This is a genomic window from Heyndrickxia sp. NPDC080065 (assembly GCF_050281185.1).
In the GTDB taxonomy this organism is placed as follows: domain Bacteria; phylum Bacillota; class Bacilli; order Bacillales; family Bacillaceae_C; genus Heyndrickxia.
In genome coordinates, this window is the sequence record NZ_JBNNWS010000013.1 from 68933 (window position 1) to 86938 (window position 18006).

Annotated in this window: 15 protein-coding genes, 1 other RNA gene and 1 other annotated feature; of the genes, 15 read left to right on the forward strand and 1 reads right to left on the reverse strand. The window is 34.6% G+C overall.

Translation table 11 applies throughout. The features are described from left to right. The first annotated feature begins 25 nt into the window (after positions 1-25). From ACQKP0_RS16465 to dtd, 5 genes are all read left to right on the forward strand, one after another. The gene (locus ACQKP0_RS16465; RefSeq protein ID WP_427406927.1) at positions 26-376 is read left to right on the forward strand and encodes a VOC family protein; all 351 of its coding nucleotides are present in this window, start codon (positions 26-28) and stop codon (positions 374-376) included. A gap of 264 nt (positions 377-640) precedes the next feature. Further along, positions 641-3010: a single-stranded-DNA-specific exonuclease RecJ gene (gene recJ / locus ACQKP0_RS16470; RefSeq protein ID WP_427406928.1), complete on the forward strand. Its 2370-nt coding sequence runs from the start codon at positions 641-643 to the stop codon at positions 3008-3010. Further along, positions 3001-3513 carry an adenine phosphoribosyltransferase gene (locus ACQKP0_RS16475; RefSeq protein ID WP_427406929.1) on the forward strand — a complete coding sequence of 171 codons (513 nt, stop codon included), beginning with the start codon at positions 3001-3003 and terminating at the stop codon, positions 3511-3513. Before recJ ends, ACQKP0_RS16475 begins: the two co-directional genes overlap by 10 nt. A gap of 231 nt (positions 3514-3744) precedes the next feature. Beyond that, on the forward strand, positions 3745-5934 hold the full coding sequence (locus ACQKP0_RS16480) for a RelA/SpoT family protein (RefSeq protein ID WP_427406930.1): 2190 nt from the start codon (positions 3745-3747) through the stop codon (positions 5932-5934). 175 nt (positions 5935-6109) lie between these two features. Beyond that, positions 6110-6547 (forward strand): D-aminoacyl-tRNA deacylase, encoded by a 438-nt coding sequence (gene dtd, locus ACQKP0_RS16485; RefSeq protein ID WP_427406931.1) that lies wholly within the window; start codon positions 6110-6112, stop codon positions 6545-6547. A 250-nt stretch (positions 6548-6797) separates the two neighbouring features. Here the strand turns inward: dtd and ACQKP0_RS16490 are convergent, their stop codons facing one another. Then, complete coding sequence (locus ACQKP0_RS16490) at positions 6798-8318, reverse strand: SH3 domain-containing protein (protein ID WP_427406932.1); 1521 nt, start codon at positions 8316-8318, stop codon at positions 6798-6800. A gap of 315 nt (positions 8319-8633) precedes the next feature. On the opposite strand from ACQKP0_RS16490, the gene ACQKP0_RS16495 reads away from it, so the two are divergent. From ACQKP0_RS16495 to ACQKP0_RS16540, 10 genes are all read left to right on the forward strand, one after another. Next, the gene (locus ACQKP0_RS16495; RefSeq protein WP_427406933.1) at positions 8634-8810 is read left to right on the forward strand and encodes a hypothetical protein; all 177 of its coding nucleotides are present in this window, start codon (positions 8634-8636) and stop codon (positions 8808-8810) included. A gap of 259 nt (positions 8811-9069) precedes the next feature. Further along, positions 9070-9298: a binding site (T-box leader), on the forward strand. A 122-nt stretch (positions 9299-9420) separates the two neighbouring features. Next, complete coding sequence (gene hisS, locus ACQKP0_RS16500; RefSeq protein WP_427406934.1) at positions 9421-10692, forward strand: histidine--tRNA ligase; 1272 nt, start codon at positions 9421-9423, stop codon at positions 10690-10692. Positions 10693-10705: 13 nt separating this feature from the next. After that, positions 10706-12475: an aspartate--tRNA ligase gene (gene aspS / locus ACQKP0_RS16505; protein ID WP_427406935.1), complete on the forward strand. Its 1770-nt coding sequence runs from the start codon at positions 10706-10708 to the stop codon at positions 12473-12475. A 220-nt stretch (positions 12476-12695) separates the two neighbouring features. Then, positions 12696-12881, forward strand: a non-coding RNA gene (gene ssrS / locus ACQKP0_RS16510) — 6S RNA. 395 nt (positions 12882-13276) lie between these two features. Beyond that, positions 13277-14041: a tRNA threonylcarbamoyladenosine dehydratase gene (locus tag ACQKP0_RS16515; RefSeq protein ID WP_427406936.1), complete on the forward strand. Its 765-nt coding sequence runs from the start codon at positions 13277-13279 to the stop codon at positions 14039-14041. 121 nt (positions 14042-14162) lie between these two features. Beyond that, on the forward strand, positions 14163-14927 hold the full coding sequence (locus ACQKP0_RS16520) for a hypothetical protein (protein WP_427406937.1): 765 nt from the start codon (positions 14163-14165) through the stop codon (positions 14925-14927). Positions 14928-14931: 4 nt separating this feature from the next. Then, the gene (locus ACQKP0_RS16525) at positions 14932-15309 is read left to right on the forward strand and encodes a GntR family transcriptional regulator (protein ID WP_427406938.1); all 378 of its coding nucleotides are present in this window, start codon (positions 14932-14934) and stop codon (positions 15307-15309) included. After that, positions 15299-16033 carry an ABC transporter ATP-binding protein gene (locus ACQKP0_RS16530; protein WP_427406939.1) on the forward strand — a complete coding sequence of 245 codons (735 nt, stop codon included), beginning with the start codon at positions 15299-15301 and terminating at the stop codon, positions 16031-16033. The genes ACQKP0_RS16525 and ACQKP0_RS16530 overlap by 11 nt, the downstream gene beginning before the upstream one ends. After that, a complete protein-coding gene (locus ACQKP0_RS16535; RefSeq protein ID WP_427406940.1) occupies positions 16017-16937 on the forward strand; it encodes an ABC transporter ATP-binding protein in 921 nt (306 codons plus the stop codon). The genes ACQKP0_RS16530 and ACQKP0_RS16535 overlap by 17 nt, the downstream gene beginning before the upstream one ends. Continuing rightward, positions 16930-17880 (forward strand): ABC transporter permease, encoded by a 951-nt coding sequence (locus tag ACQKP0_RS16540; RefSeq protein WP_427406941.1) that lies wholly within the window; start codon positions 16930-16932, stop codon positions 17878-17880. Before ACQKP0_RS16535 ends, ACQKP0_RS16540 begins: the two co-directional genes overlap by 8 nt. Positions 17881-18006: the final 126 nt, after the last annotated feature.

Consider the following 18006-nt stretch of genomic DNA (forward strand, 5'->3'; position numbering starts at 1 on the left):
TAATTTCTATAGGAAGTGTTTATAATTGAAAACTCATCATTTTGGAATAGAAGTTAGCGATATAGAAAAATCGATATCCTTTTACGAAACCTTCCTCGATTTACATAGGATTAAAAATGTTGAATTTTTAAATGAAGAAATTGTTTTTCTAATTGGGGAAGGCTTTCAAATCGAACTTGTGAAAACGGATGATACAATTACACGTACTCGGGCACATCTTGCTTTTGAAGTAACTGATTTAATGATGACGATCAATGGTTACAAAGAAAAAGATTTTCAACCTATTGAAGGACCGTATTTTTTAAAGAATGGATGGAAGACAGCTTTTTATGAAGGTCCAAATGGAGAAATTATAGAATTCATACAAGAAAACTAATTCATAAACCGTAGGATATTATCTTACGGTTTTCGTTTGTCTAGCTCCAGCGCCTATCGGCTAGCGGATTTCTCCGTCTTCTCCCTACGATAAGTCAACATCGAGTCGTCCCTCGCCGTGTCTCCTTTATCTCAGTCGAAGACTACGAAATCCGTACGCCGATGAGCAAGGCACTTCTGCTTTTCGTTTTTATCTTTGCCTTTCTCTTAGGGTGACAGCATTTCTTGTACATTGTATAATAGGAAAGGTTAAAGGGGTGGATATATGTTAAAATCAAAAACACGCTGGATTGTACGTGAGACAAAAGAAGAAGCTGTTAATCAGCTTGTAAATCAATTGAACATAACTCCGCTCGTAGCTACTTTACTAGTGAATCGTGGAATAACTGTAATCGAGGAAGCTCGTACCTTTTTATATGGTGAAGGAGAGTCTTTTCACGACCCTTTTTTACTCTTAAATATGGAGTCAACAATAAATAGAATTCGTCTAGCGATAGATAAAGGTGAACAAATTTTAGTGTTTGGTGATTATGATGCCGATGGTGTGACTAGCACTTCAGTAATGATGACTGTATTACAGGATCTCGGTGCTAAAGTTGAATTTTACATACCGAATCGATTTACCGAAGGATATGGTCCGAATGAAAAGGCATTTCGCTATGCTGCTTCCATCGGTGTTACACTGATCATAACCGTGGATACAGGTATAGCTGCAATCCATGAGGCAAACGTTGCAAAAGAATTAGGGATGGATTTAATAATTACCGATCACCATGAACCTGGCCCAGTCCTGCCTAATGCCTTTACAATTATCCATCCAAAACTTCCTGAAAGCAACTATCCATTTAAGGAATTAGCTGGTGTCGGTGTGGCATTTAAGTTAGCTCATGCATTATACGGGAAAGTCCCTGAACATTTACTAGATTTAGTGTCTATCGGAACTATTGCGGACCTAGTTCCATTACATGGGGAAAATAGACTAATAGTAAAAAAAGGACTGAAAAAACTAGCGGAATCGAATCGCCCAGGTATCCGGTCACTATTGGAAATTTCAAATACTTCTATATCTGATATTAATGAAGAAACAGTTGGTTTTGTAATAGGTCCTCGATTAAATGCTGCAGGAAGGTTGGGAAGTGCGGATCCAGCCGTAGAATTGCTATTAAGTGATGATAAAACTACAGCAATGAATATAGCCGAGGAAATTGATGCATTAAATAAAGAACGTCAAGCCATCGTAAATGATATAACAAATGAAGCTGTGAAGATGGTTGAAACGACTCCTGAACTGAAAAATAGCAGTGTTCTAGTTATTGGAAAAGAAGGATGGAATGCTGGGGTTATTGGTATTGTAGCTTCTCGTTTAGTAGATAAGTATTATCGCCCAACAATCGTTTTAAGCTTTGATTCATCAACAAATATGGCCAAAGGTTCTGCACGAAGCATCGCTGGGTTTGATTTGTTCAAAAATTTATCCACTTGTCGTGATATTCTTCCTCATTTTGGTGGTCATCCCATGGCGGCAGGTATGACATTGAATATTGATAATGTCTTGGATTTACGTTCCCGCTTAAATGAAATAGCTAGTGATATTCTTACGAAAGAAGATTTTATACCGTTAACTGAAATTGATGCATGTATTCCTATTGAAGATATTCATCTTGAATCTATACAACAAATGAATCTGCTCCAACCATTTGGTATGGCAAATCCGAAGCCAAAAGTATTACTTGAAAATGTTTCTATCAATCAAATTCGACAAATTGGAGCAGATAATAAACATTTAAAGGTTGTTTTCGAAAAATCGGATGCTCAATTAGATGGTGTAGGATTTGGCTTAGGTGATTATTCTACGCAAATCTCACCGCTGGCAACCGTTTCAGTAATTGGTGAGCTAGCAATAAATGAATGGAATAACATTAGAAAGCCGCAAATATTTTTAAAAGATATGATGGTATCAGAGTGGCAGCTTTTTGATGTTAGAGGAAATAAACCAGCCGAAAAGTGGCTGCAAAACGTTCCGACTACAGATAGTTATTACATTGTATTTAATGATGGCACATTAGATAGAATACCTGTACAAGATGTAAACGGGACAACCATTCATTTAAGTGATATAAATGAAGCAGAAATATTAGATATAAATGGCGGAAACATAATATTACTAGATCTCCCTCCAAATAAATTAATACTAGAATCATTATTCAAGGGGAAAAATCCTGCTCGAATATATACTTATTTTTATCAAAAACAAAATCATTTTTTCAGTACAATTCCCACTCGTGAACATTTTAAATGGTTTTATGCATTTTTAAGTAAACGTAGGTCCTTTGATTTATACAGATTTGGTAATGATTTAGCCACTCATCGAGGTTGGACTAGAGAAACAATAGATTTTATGTCAATGGTGTTTTTTGAACTAGATTTTGTTACAATAAAGGATGGGCTTATTACTCTTAATCCAGTGAAATCAAAAAGAGATTTACAGGAATCAATAACCTACCGGGAGAAATTAGAAAAAATAACATTAGAAAATGAATTATTATTTTCATCCTATCAAGAATTAAAATCTTGGTTTGATAAAAGAATAACTTGTTCTGAAAAGCTTGAGGAGGAAACAAAGCTATGGACTTAAAACAATTTGTAACCATTGTTCCTGATTGGCCAAAAGAAGGAATTGTATTTAAAGATATTACGACATTAATGGACAACGGACAAGCATATAAATACGCAACAGATCAAATTGTAGAATATGCCAAAAATAAAGAAATTGATATTGTTGTTGGACCTGAAGCACGCGGCTTTATTATTGGCTGCCCAGTTGCATATGCACTAGAGGTAGGGTTCGCACCAGTAAGAAAACCTGGAAAACTTCCTCGTGAAACGATTAAGGTAGAATATGGTTTAGAATATGGAAAGGATGCTTTAACCATTCATAAGGATGCAATTAAACCAGGACAACGTGTTTTAATTACAGATGATTTACTTGCAACCGGTGGTACGATTGAAGCGACTATTAAATTAGTTGAGGAACTTGGAGGAATCGTAGCTGGGATAGCTTTTCTTATCGAACTTTCCTATCTTGAGGGTAGAAAGAACCTTGAAGGTTATGATATCTTAACATTAATGAATTATTAATATGAAATATGTAAGCACTCTTTTTAGGGTGCTTTTTATCATAGGGAAATGAATAAAATGCGACAAATTATCATTAATTTCTAGAAAAAACTACAACAATCACTTTACTTTATACGTTTTTTTTTCGATAATAGTAATTATAATCATTTTAATCTTAGGCTTTATATTTGTTTTATATCTATAATATTCGAACTATTTTTTACATTATTTTATATAAAGGTGATTTTATATATGGCGAAGGATCAAATATTATCCGCCGAACAGGTTATTGAGCGTACAACTGAATATTTAAATGAAGAGCACGTTGCTTTAGTGAGGAAAGCATATGAGTTTGCTGAAAACGCGCATAAAGAACAGTATCGAAAATCAGGTGAACCGTATATTATCCATCCTGTTCAAGTAGCAGGTATTTTAGCGGATTTGGAAATGGATCCTTCAACTGTAGCTGCGGGCTTTTTGCATGATGTAGTTGAAGATACAGATATTACATTAGATGAAATTCGACAAGCATTTAATGATGAAGTGGCTATGCTTGTAGACGGTGTTACAAAATTGGGGAAAATTAAGTATAAGTCCCATGAAGAGCAGCAAGCCGAAAATCATCGAAAAATGTTTGTAGCAATGGCACAGGATATTCGAGTTATTTTAATTAAGCTTGCTGATCGTCTTCATAATATGAGGACATTAAAACATTTACCGATCGAGAAGCAACGCAGAATTGCAAACGAAACGATAGAAATATTTGCTCCTCTAGCGCATCGTCTAGGTATTTCAAAAATCAAATGGGAGCTTGAAGATACTGCACTTCGGTACTTGAATCCTCAACAATATTATCGGATTGTAAATTTAATGAAGAAAAAGCGGGCAGAACGTGAGCAATATTTAGAAGATGTAATTGAAGAGGTAAATGAAAGACTAGAAGATGTCTCAATCAAAGCGGAAATTTCCGGCCGTCCTAAACATATTTATTCCATTTATCGAAAAATGGTACTACAGCATAAACAGTTTAATGAAATTTATGATTTATTAGCTGTGAGAATTATAGTTAAAAGCATAAAAGATTGCTATGCCGTTTTAGGGATTATTCATACGTGTTGGAAGCCAATGCCTGGAAGATTTAAAGATTACATTGCCATGCCAAAAACAAATATGTATCAATCTCTCCATACAACAGTAATTGGTCCAAAGGGTGACCCATTAGAGGTACAAATTCGTACAATTGAAATGCATCGAATCTCCGAATTTGGGGTGGCAGCTCACTGGGCATATAAAGAAGGAAAAGCATCGAACACAAAAACTTCATTTGAAAAAAAATTGTCTTGGTTTAGAGAAATACTTGAATTTCAAAATGAATCGGAAAACGCCGAAGAATTTATGGAATCATTAAAAATTGATTTATTTTCAGATATGGTATTTGTGTTTACTCCAAAAGGAGATGTCATAGAGTTAGCATCAGGGTCTGTCCCAATTGATTTTGCTTATCGAGTCCATTCAGAAATCGGCAATAAAACGATAGGAGCAAAAGTAAACGGGAAAATGGTCACCCTTGACTATAAATTAAAAACGGGTGATATCGTTGAAATATTAACATCCAAGCATTCTTATGGTCCTAGTCAAGACTGGATTAAATTAGTGCAAACCTCTCAAGCAAAAAATAAAATACGTCAATTTTTCAAGCGTCAACGCAAAGAAGAAAATATTGTAAAGGGTAGAGAATTAGTAGAAAAAGAAATCAAAAATATGGATTTTGATTTAAAAGAAATAATCACACCTGAGAATTTGAAACGTGTTGCGGAGAAATTTAATTTTGTCAATGAAGAGGATATGTATGCAGCTGTTGGTTTTAATGGGATTACCGCATTGCAAATTGCCAATCGTTTAACAGAAAAATTAAGACGGAAACGGGATCAGGAAGAAGCTGTAAACGAAATTGTCTCTGAGATGAAAGCACCAACAAAACACAAAAAGCGAGATGCTGGTGTAACGGTTAAAGGAATCGATAACTTACTTATCCGTATATCAAGGTGCTGTAATCCAGTTCCAGGTGATGAAATTGTCGGATTTATTACAAAAGGAAGAGGGGTATCTGTACACCGGTCTGATTGTCCTAATGTAGCTTCTGATGAATATCAAAATCGTTTAATTTCCGTAGAGTGGGAATCGGATGTAACGTGTAGCAAAGAATATAATGTGGAAATTGAAATTTTTGGTTATGATCGTCACGGTATATTGAATGAAGTGCTTCAAACAGTAAATGAAACGAAAACGAATATAACAGCTGTAAGCGGCCGTTCAGATCGTAATAAAATGGCAACGATTAACATGTCTATTTCCATTCAAAATATAAGCCATCTTCACAAAGTAGTCGAACGAATTAAACAAATACCAGATATATATTCTGTGCGCCGGATAATGAGTTAAAATAAGAGTTCAAAAATGAGGACAAAAAGAGCCGAGAAGTTCAAGAAGCGTAGACTCCGAGCACCAGAGCGTATGCTTTTAATACGTGAGGAGCGGAGGAGCAAGCTGACGCTGAAATTCGACAGCTATTTTTCCCGGACTTTTTGAACTACCTATTAAAGGGGTTATTTCAACAATGAAAGTTGTTTTACAAAGAAGTAAGCAAGCAAATGTGAAAGTTAACGGAGAAATTATTGGGGAAATATCAAAAGGATTTGTCTTGCTAGTAGGACTTACTCATGACGATACAGAGGCAGACGTGAAATACCTTGCAGACAAAATCGTTAATTTAAGGGTTTTTGAGGATGAAAATGAGAAGATGAATTTTTCGCTTCTTGACGTCGGAGGTCAAATTTTGTCCGTTTCCCAATTTACGTTATACGGGGATTGTCGCAAGGGGAGACGACCTAATTTTATGGATGCTGCTAAACCTGAGAAAGCGGAAATCCTGTACAATCTTTTTAATCATATGTTAAAAGAAAAAGGGGTTTATGTTGCCACTGGCAAATTTGGTGCCATGATGGATGTAACATTAACAAATGATGGTCCAGTAACGTTAATAATTGAAAGTTAAAAGATGGAGGCTGTCTGATACTTTATCAGACAGCCTCTTCTTTTTTTAAAGGTAAGAATGTATAAATTTTTAAAGGGTAAAAGTTTCAAAAAAGTGTCTGCGTTGTCTAGCGCAAGCAGCCGTCTGCTAGCGGATTTCTCCGTCTCCTCCCTACGATAAGTCAACATCGACTCGTCCTTCGCCGTGTTTCCTTTATCTCAGTCGAAGACTACGAAATCCTTACGCTAGAGCTGCGGCGCTTGCGCATTTCTTATTCAAAGTACTCACTCAATCCATTAAATATTCCTGTTGAAATTAATTCTTGGTATTGTCTGCTATTAATAGCAGCTTCCTGTAGTGGATTACTTAGGTATCCAAGTTCTAAGAGTACTGCAGGCTGATTGTTTTCGCGAAGTACATGGAAATCTCCAAAGCGAACACCGCGGTCGTTGATATCTGTTACGCTGGATATCTCTTGGTTAATATCTTGTGCTAATTTTTTATGAATTGAATGATAGTAATAACTTGTATGTCCAGTTACACTTTGATCATTATTACTATCGTAATGAAGACTAATAAAAGCATCAGCCTGATTCATTTGCGAAATATTTACTCTTGATGGCAAGGATATATAATTGTCATCCTTTCTAGTTAGTAAAACATTTGCTCCTGCATTTAATAGTTTCTCATACAAGATTTTTGCAGTTTTTAATGTAATGTTTTTCTCCAAAGTACCCAAAAATCCTATTGTTCCAGAATCTCTTCCACCATGTCCCGGATCAATAATGATTATTTTTCCTTCTATTCCTTTTTGGGTGTCGACTTTTTTATTACTATTTGTTACTAAAGTAGATTTCACTATCCATGATGCAACATATGCATAGCTGCCATTGGCAAGTTGAATTTTATACCAGTCATTTTTCCTTTCAATGATTGGATAAGTATCACCACTATTGCCTCTAGCTAAAATAGCTGAATGAATACTTGGCTGACTGCGAAAATTTGTACCATCATTCAAAATAATAATCTCATCATGTTTGGTAAAGTCATCCTCATTGTTGGCATTCGGTCCCTGAGATGTTTTTTCAACGAACCAACCAGCAATCCATCCATTCGAATGGTTCCCAAGTTTAATGTTTACCCAATTATTTGACTCGCTAAGTATTTCAAAAACTTGTCCATCATTAAGTGAAGCGATAATTTTTCCATCTAATGTTGGCTTGTTTCGAACATTTAATTGACTTACTTTGATTTTTCCGTAAAGTTGTGTTTTTGATTCAGGAGTTTTTAAAGACTGCACTGTAGCATTATTTTTTGGTGTATCAACATACTGTCTACTTACCCACCCTACTTGATTTCCAGATGATACTTTTATCCACTCTCCTGTTTCCTCAAGAATTTGAACCTGGTCACCTGTATTTAATTTTTCAATAATTGTACTTGAAAGATTTGGAGAGGATCGAACATTTAATCGATCAACATTAATGGTTCCGGTTAAGGAATTAGATTGAAAACTATCTACCTTTACATGCCAGCTTGCAACCCACCCACTTTTCCCGCTTGAAATTTGAACCTCATACCAGTCTTCTTTCGTTTGGAGCAAGGGGTAGGTATCTCCTTTTTTTGCTTTCTCCAATATTGGATAAGACAGACCTGGTCCTTTTCGGATGTTTAAAATATCAGTGTTAATGGTAACTTTTTTAGTTGCGGCATCCACATGAACGAAGGGATTTAAACTACTTCCAGAACAAATAAATATAAAGATTAAAAGCATAGATAACCCTTTTTTCAATGGTTTACACCACCTCCTTCTTCGATAAAAGTTATAAAAAGTATTTCTTATGTATTCTTGAAAATATTAAAAATCTCCTTTTTTTATGGAAGAAAAAATGAATCTAAGGAAAGGATAATAGTATGACAAAAATTGATATATTCACTACATTTATGATGTCTTTCTCATATTTTCGAGTTAATAGTTGAAAGGACTAAAAGAATGAGAAAACTCTTAGTGGCGGAATTGAATAATCTTTTTTGGAAAAACCTGACTCGAAAAACGCTGAATAAATTTAGCTTATTTTGACTAAAAAATATGAAGGAGAAAATAATTATGCGTGCTAATGAAAGAAACCAACAGGTATCTGATGGAACTAATCAAATCTTTGGTGCAAATTTTCATGAATTTATTCAAAAGGAAAATCAAGCTTCATCATTGGAGCTTGCATCCGAATTTGGTTTATCGTTAGGTGAAGTAAAGTTATTAAAAAAGAAATTGGAGCGTTCATAACTTTTTTTCGATTGTGACCTTGACAACGTGAAACCAGCCTCGTATTATTATAAAAAGGTTGTTTTCAAATGATCTGGGCTTATCGGATTATTCTCAGTCTAAATTAGTATTGAGACGTGCTCTTTTCCCTATATAATTTGTGTTTATTTTATATTAGGAAAAAAATTAGCGTCGTAAAAATCTAAATGCCGATTTTTACTTTGTTTTTTATAAAACAAAGTTTAAGAAAAGAGCCTATAAATAAAATAAAAATACTCACATATAACCATTGATAAAGCATAGTAGTTAAGAAACACATGAAAAGAGAGGAAATGTCTGAGGCTGGGAGCATTTCTGCATGATGACTTAATGAATGAACACTTTGTAGGTTTCTCCTTGAAAAGTTGTTTCTTAGTAGGGGTGAACGTCTAGCAGGCGTTAACTGTGTTAAGTGGAAGCTTTTGCTTCAATTAGGGTGGCACCACGGGAATAAAACTCTCGTCCCTTGTTTTATACAAGGGATTGGGAGTTTTTTTATATTTAATGAAATTCTTATGACCAGAGTAGAGTTGAGAATCCCGATAGAGAAAAACTGGTTCTCACCTCTTCTTTTAGAAATGGAGGAACATTTATGGCTATTCAAATTCCTCGAGGTACCCAGGACATAATGCCTGGTGAGGTTGAAAAGTGGCATTTTATTGAAGAAACTGCGAAAAAAATTTGCAGGAATTACCAGTATAAGGAAATTCGCACACCGATATTTGAACATACTGAGCTCTTTCAAAAAGGAGTTGGGGATACTACAGACATTGTTCAAAAAGAAATGTATACATTCGATGACCGTGGCGGGAGAAATTTAACATTGCGACCAGAAGGAACGGCTGCAGTTGTGCGTTCTTTTACAGAAAATAAAATGTTTGGTTACGCTAATCAGCCTGTAAAACTTTATTATAATGGCCCAATGTTCCGCTATGAAAGACCACAGGCAGGACGTTTTCGTCAATTTGTCCAATTTGGTGCTGAAGCACTGGGCAGTGAGGATCCAGCAATTGATGCAGAAATTATTTCATTAGCAATGGAATTATATACACGGTTAGGTTTAAAAAAATTAAAGCTAGTTATTAATAGCTTAGGTGATAAGGAAAGTCGCATTGCTCATCGAATTGCTTTAATTAATCATTTTAAACCTAGAATTGAAGAATTTTGTTCTGATTGTCAAAATCGACTCGAAAAAAATCCCCTTCGTATATTAGATTGTAAAAAAGACCGTGATCATGAGTTGATGCATTCTGCTCCTTCTATTTTAGATTATTTAAATGATGCATCACGTGAATACTTTGAGCAAGTTCTAAAATACTTAACGGAATTAGGAATAGAGTATGAAATAGATTCTACACTTGTACGAGGGTTAGATTACTATAATCATACGGCATTTGAAATTATGAGTAATGCAGAAGGGTTCGGTGCTATTACAACCTTGTGTGGTGGCGGCCGCTATAATGGATTAGTTCAGGAAATGGGCGGACCAGAGACACCAGGAATTGGCTTTGCTTTAAGTATTGAACGTTTAATTGCTGCCTTAAAGGCTGAGGGAATCGAACTTCCAATTAAAGATAATGTAGATTGCTATTTAGTCGCTTTAGGAGACGAAGCAAAGCACAAGTCGATGGTACTATTGCAGCAACTAAGAAAAGAAGGGTTTTCTGCAGAAAAGGATTATCTTGACAGAAAAATGAAAGCTCAATTTAAAGCAGCAGACCGCTTAAATGCAAGATATGTTGCCATTTTGGGTGAAGATGAATTGCAAAAAGGAATAATCATGGTGAAAAGTATGGAAACTGGCGAACAGACCGAGGTTTCTCTTACTGATTTTATAGAACAATTTAAGAAGCTTAGTAAGTAGGGGGGATTAGAAAATGTTTGGTAGAACTTATTATTGTGGAGAGGTAACAGAACAGCATATCGGTGAAACAGTTACATTAAAAGGGTGGGTACAAAAAAGAAGAGATCTTGGTGGTTTGATTTTTATTGATTTACGTGACCGTTCAGGAATTGTTCAAATTGTCTTTAATCCTGACATTTCCAAAGAAGCTCTAGCAATCGCTGAGAAAATTCGCTCTGAATATGTATTAGATGTTCGAGGGACGGTTGTTGCAAGGGGAGAGTCAACTGTAAATGAAAATTTAAAAACAGGGAAGATTGAAATTAAAGTAGAGAAAGTAGAAGTGATAAATGAGGCAAAAACACCACCATTTATCATTGAAGATAAAACAGAGGTATCAGAAGATGTCCGCTTAAAATATCGTTACTTAGATCTTCGGAGACCTGCTATGTTTGAAACATTTAAAATGCGTCATGAAGTGACTAAATCTTTTCGTCGTTTCTTAGATGAAGAAGGATTTTTAGACGTTGAAACACCAATTTTAACAAAAAGCACTCCAGAAGGTGCACGTGATTATTTAGTCCCTAGCCGAGTACACCCAGGAGAATTTTATGCATTACCGCAATCACCACAGATTTTTAAACAGTTATTAATGGTTTCAGGTTTTGATAAATATTATCAGATTGCTCGTTGTTTCCGTGATGAAGATTTACGTGCAGACCGTCAACCGGAGTTTACACAAATTGATATTGAAACGAGCTTTTATAGTCAAGAAGATATTATGGAAATGACAGAAAAAATGATGGCTCGTTTAATGAAAGAAGTTAAAAATATGGAACTTTCTACTCCATTACCAAGACTTACTTATGATGAAGCAATGAGCCGGTTTGGATCAGATAAGCCAGATACGCGTTTTGGCATGGAATTAGTGAATGTTTCCGAATTAGTAAAGGATTCAGGATTTAAAGTTTTTGCCTCTGCTGTTGCAAATGGTGGACAAGTTAAAGCCATTAATGTACAAGGAGCAGCAGATAAATATTCTAGAAAAGATATTGATGGACTTACTGAATTTGTTTCCCGTTATGGTGCGAAAGGCTTGGCGTGGTTAAAGGTTGAAGAGGAAGGTCTAAAAGGGCCGATCGCTAAATTTTTCTCTGAAGAGGAACAAAAGCAAGTAAGTTCCATTCTAGAAGCATCTGTTGGGGATTTACTATTATTTGTAGCCGATAAAATTTCTGTTGTTGCTGATGCACTAGGTGCTCTAAGGTTAAAGCTTGGAAAAGAATTAGGTTTAATTGATGAGTCGAAATTTAATTTCCTTTGGGTAACTGATTGGCCTTTATTGGAATATGACGAAGAAGAGGGTCGTTTCTATGCAGCCCATCACCCATTTACCATGCCTGCAAGAGAAGATTTAGATAAATTAGAAAGTGATCCGAAAAACGTAAAAGCGCAAGCATATGACCTTGTATTAAATGGTTATGAATTAGGTGGAGGTTCTTTACGTATTTTTGAAAAAGACATTCAAGAAAAAATGTTCTCAGTACTTGGGTTTACGAAAGAAGAAGCACATGAACAATTTGGATTCCTTCTCGAAGCATTCGAATATGGTACTCCGCCGCATGGTGGAATCGCCCTTGGATTAGATCGTATTGTTATGCTATTAGCAGGACGTTCAAATTTACGTGATACGATCGCTTTCCCGAAAACAGCAAGTGCAAGCTGTTTGTTAACAGAAGCTCCTGGAAGCGTTAGTGACCAGCAATTAAATGATTTACACCTTTCGTTAAATATAAAAGAATAATTTGAGAAATTAGGAAAAAAATAATTATCAAAGTATCTTACTAATAAACTTTGTTACGAAGAAAGGTGCTTCTGTAACTCATTGAAATTGAAATTGGTCATTAGAAAAATTTTTTACGAAGAACAATAACTAATTGGTTTTTGTCAAAATACGTAATATTTTTCTAACTTTAGAAATATTGAAAAATATACTTCTGTATGTTAAGATTTTATTAACACGATAAGTCCTGATATGTTCGTTTTTGTACCTATTCGTTTTGACCGAACATATTACCAACGGGAGTTTGGCGTTTTCACGCTGCATACATGCCTTTTCAAAAAGGACGTATAAAGCTGAAACAGAACACCCACCTGCCAAGAGCGGGTTCAAAACATTAGGATTTTGCGACGGCATGATTGGGGCTTATCATTATACTAAAATACCCACCCTCTAATTTTTTTAGAGGGTTTTTATTATCGTTTTTTCGTTTATAAAATATTCGCACGGTGGATATCTTTATGAAGAGCGAGGTTTACGTCTAGCTCCAGCGCCTATCGGCTAGCGGATTTCTCCGTCTCCTTCCTACGATAAGTCAACATCGGCTCGTGAACTACCTCACCGTGTTTCCTTTATCTCAGTCGAAGACTACGAAATACGTACGCCGATGAGCAAGTCGCTTGCGCTTTTGTTATTATCTAAAAGGTTTTCTTATATTGATTTTCAGCATTAATTTGTATATTCTTATTCAAGAAGAAATGCTGTAGTGGCGAAATTTTCTGTAAGATTAAAAATAAAAAAAGTAGAATTTTGGAGATGATAGTTGTGCTTCATCAGTTTTCACGAAATGAATTAGCTATTGGTAAAGAGGGTTTAAATAAATTAAAAAATAGTACTGTTGCAATATTAGGAATTGGCGGTGTCGGCTCATTCGCTGTTGAAGCATTGGCAAGATCAGGTGTTGGGAAATTAATTTTGGTGGATAAAGATGATATAGATATAACAAATGTTAACCGACAATTGCCTGCATTGCTTTCAACAGTAGGACAATCGAAAGCAGAATTGATGAAAGAACGAATAAAAGATATAAATCCTGAATGTGAAGTAATTTCCCTTAAAATGTTTTATACAGAGGAAACAGCTGAACAATTTTTTAGTTATCAACCTGATTATGTAGTTGATGCTTCAGATACGATTTCATATAAAATTCATTTGATTAAAGAATGTTTAAATCGTCATATCTCGATCATTTCAAGTATGGGAGCAGCCAATAAAATGGACCCTACTCGTTTACAAATTGCTGATATTTTTAAAACACATACAGATCCAATTGCAAAGGTAGTTCGTACTCGCTTGCGTAAAGAGGGAATTCGTAAAGGTATTCCTGTTGTCTTCTCTGATGAAAGTCCTATCGTTATTCGTGAAGATATTCGTAAGGAAGTCGGCAATGATGAGGCAGAAATAAGAAAGGCAAAAATGCCGCCATCATCTAATGCTTTTGTACCATCAACAGCTGGATTGTTTATGGCAAGTTATGTTGTTAGGGAAATATTAAAAGATATTCCTATTGTTCGCGTAAAGGATCGTTAAAAACCGTCAAAAATGGCGGTTTTTTTTTATGGGAAAACTTTAACATTTCTATTGACATATTTTGATGTATTAGTGTACTATTTTTATAGTACACTAATACAAAGGAAGATGAAGGTAAATAATGACTGCATTTAAAGGTTTATTAAAAAAGGATTTTTGTATTACAAGGTTTTGGTTTTTTACATGGCTGATTATAATGGTTTTACTTATGCTTGCTTCAATTGTTATTGCTGTTCGAATTGAAGAACCAATGATAACAGTAGGGTTGGTGGTTATGCTTTTAGTAGGAAATTTAGTTTTTCTGCCAATATCGTTGCTTACCTCTTTAAGATTAGAAGGGAAAACACAAATTTGGTTATACAATCCTCATAGCAGCAAGTTTTTAATTTTGTCAAAAATAACAGTTGCACTATTATATCAGCTTATCTCTCTAGGGGTAATTGCAATATATTCCTTATTGATTGTTCACTACATAGTTATTGATAAAACAAGTGGAATAATCAATGTCCTATTTTGGGCAGATATATCTGTCATTTGTATAGGTCTTTATCTTTCCTGCTGGATCTTATTTTATTGGTCTATTTACCATTCATTAAGTAAGTATCCAGCAATAAGAAAGTTCAAATGGCTGGTCATTGTGTTAACTATTTTTGTATGTAATACGATAGAAGTTTTATTATTAAAAATTAAATGGTTTGTTACATGGATAAATAAATGGAAAGTATCTATACCTCTAGATCGGTCATTTAATTATCAAAATCATGCTTGGCATGCAAAAGTAGAGCTTGTCGATGTCTCGATTATCCCAATTATTATCTATGCAATAGTAGGCATCCTTTTATTTATGTTATCAAGTTGGTTGTTAGATCGAAAAGTTGAGGTGTAGGCTAATGACAGAAGAATTTCTAGCATCCAAACCAATATATATGCAAATTGCAGAACGTGTATATCAGCAAATAGTCAGAGGAGAACTGAAAGCTGGTGATAAGCTGCCTTCTGTTAGAGAAATGGCCATTCAATCAGGTGTAAATCCAAATACCATCCAAAGAACATATGGAGAAATGGAAAGAGTGGGAATTGTGGAAACAAAACGAGGACAAGGAACCTTTGTAACCGAAAATCAAGAAATACTAACTCAATTGAAAGTACGAATGCAAATAGAAATTATTCAATTATTTGTTAAAAGTATGAAAGATCTTGGATTTTCGAACACTGAAATTTTGGCTGGGCTTGAAGAGTTTTTAAGGAGGGAAAATGGTGACTATTGAGTTAAAGAATATTACAAAAAAATATGGAAAAGATTTCTCTCTTAATGATATAACAATTACTTTTGAGGCTGGAAAAATATATGGCCTCCTTGGTCCGAATGGAAGCGGTAAATCAACGACATTAAAAATGATCAGCGGACTTGTATATCCGAACAAAGGAGAAATAACGGTTAATAATGAGCCTGTTACAAGGAAAATATCTAGTAAAGTTTCTTATTTGACAGAGCTTGATATTTTTTATGATTCTTTTACTGTAAAGGATATGATGGACTTTTATGCCAGCCAATTTACCGATTTTGATGTTAATAAAGCTAGTCAACTTTTAGTTGATATGAAATTGGATCGTAAAAAAAGAATAAAGCAATTATCTAAAGGTAATCGAGGAAGGTTAAAACTAGTTTTAGCATTATCAAGAAATACACCGATTTTACTTTTAGATGAACCATTTTCCGGCCTAGATCCAATGGTAAGGGAATCAATTGTTAAAAGCTTGTTAACCTATATAAATTTTGAAGAACAAACGGTTATTATAACTACACACGAAATTAGTGAAGTGGAACCATTACTTGATGAGGTTCTTGTGATATATAAAGGAAACCTAATAGGACAGAAAAACGTAGAAGAGCTAAGAGAAACAGAAGGATTGTCTGTTCTTAAATGGTTCAAATCAAAAATGATAGAAATTGAGGATCATGGAGGGGAAAAGAATGAATTCAGTTGTTGAGTTGAAGAATGTCACAAAAGTGATTAAAGGAAAGAAAATTATTGATAATTTATCTTTTAATATTAATGAAGGAGAAGTGTTTGGTTTTTTAGGACCAAATGGTGCGGGAAAAACAACTACTATCAGAATGATTGTTGGTCTAATGGGAATTACATCTGGAGATATAGTGGTCTGTGGGAAAAATGTTAAAAAAGAATATGAAGATGCTATGCGTAATGTAGGTGGAATAGTTGAAAATCCAGAGATGTATAAATTTTTAACGGGCTATCAAAATTTAATGCAATATGCACGTATGATAAAAGGGATTACAAAAGAAAAAATTAACGAAGTAGTGGAGCTTGTTGGTCTAACCGATCGAATTAATGAAAAAGTAAAGACTTATTCACTTGGAATGAGGCAGCGACTTGGTTTGGCTCAAAGCCTACTTCATGATCCGAAGGTCATGATTTTGGATGAGCCAACAAATGGTTTGGATCCAGCTGGCATTAGGGAAATACGTGATCATTTACGTAAATTAGCAAAGGAAAAAGGGATGGCTGTCATCGTATCTAGTCACCTTCTTTCAGAAATGGAAATGATGTGTGACCGAATTGCTATCATCCAAAAAGGAAAATTAATAGATGTTCAAAATGTCAGAGATTTTGTTAATGAAGAAACTACACAAAAATATTTTATAGAGGTAGATAAGAATACTCAATTAATACCAACGCAAAAAATTAATGGTATATCTTTTAAAACAGTGGAAAATGGAATTGAAGTTGAAATAGAAAAAGAACAGGTCCCGGAATTTATTGAAGAACTTATTCAATTAGGAGTTCGAATCTATGAGGTGAAAGCTATTTCTAAATCATTAGAGGACCGTTTCTTAGAAATTACAGGCAAGGAGGAAGTAAAGAATGCTTAATCTAATTAAAAATGAATGGATAAAAATTTTTAAGCGCCCTGGTTCATATGTCATGATTGGACTTATTATTCTCGGTATTATTGGAAATGGGGCATTAACAAAATATTACGAATCAAAGATGGAGCACTCGTCACAAAGTGATTGGAAAACAGAATTATCTGCGGAAATAAAAGCTAATGAACAAGATTTAAAGGATATGCCTAAATTAGCAAAAAAACAGTTTCAGCAGCAGATTGAAATTAAAAAGTATCGTCTTGAACATAATATGGGACCTTCGGATAAATCAACAGGCTATTCATTTATTAATGATAATAAAATGTTAATATCATTTGTCGGATTGTTTACAATTATTGTAGCAGCAGGGATTGTCGCAAGTGAATTTGGATGGGGGACAATTAAATTATTATTAATTCGTCCTATAAAAAGATCAAAAATATTATTATCGAAATATCTTACTGTCGTTATATTTGGAGTTTTCATGCTGGGAATATTGTTTGTTTCGTCCGCGCTAATCGGATTCCTTCTCTTCGGTACAGGTGATGGAAGTAATAATGTACACCTTGCCTATACGGACGGACATGTAGTAGAGCAAAATATGATTTGGTACTTAATAAAGACGTACTTATTGTCTTCAATCGATGTAATAATGTTAACAACGATGGCTTTCATGATTTCAGCGGTATTCAGAAACAGCTCACTTGCGATTGGAATCTCTATTTTCCTATTACTAATGGGTGGAAATATTACAGCACTTATTGCTGTGAAATACGATTGGGCAAAGTATATTTTATTTGCTAATACTGACTTAACTAAATATTTTGATGGAATTCCGGTAGTTGAAGGAATGACATTAGGATTTTCAATTATTATGTTGCTCATATATTTTATTATCTTCATAGCACTTGCTTTTGGCGTATTTACGAAGAGGGATGTTGCTGCTTAACCTTGAAAAGAGGGATGGCAGTTCATCCCTTCTTTCTCTATTTAGCGGACTATTTTATTCTAGACTTGTGGAAATTGTTCGGTAAAATGATTGTATAAATATTGAGGAGACTTTGAAAGAAACAGA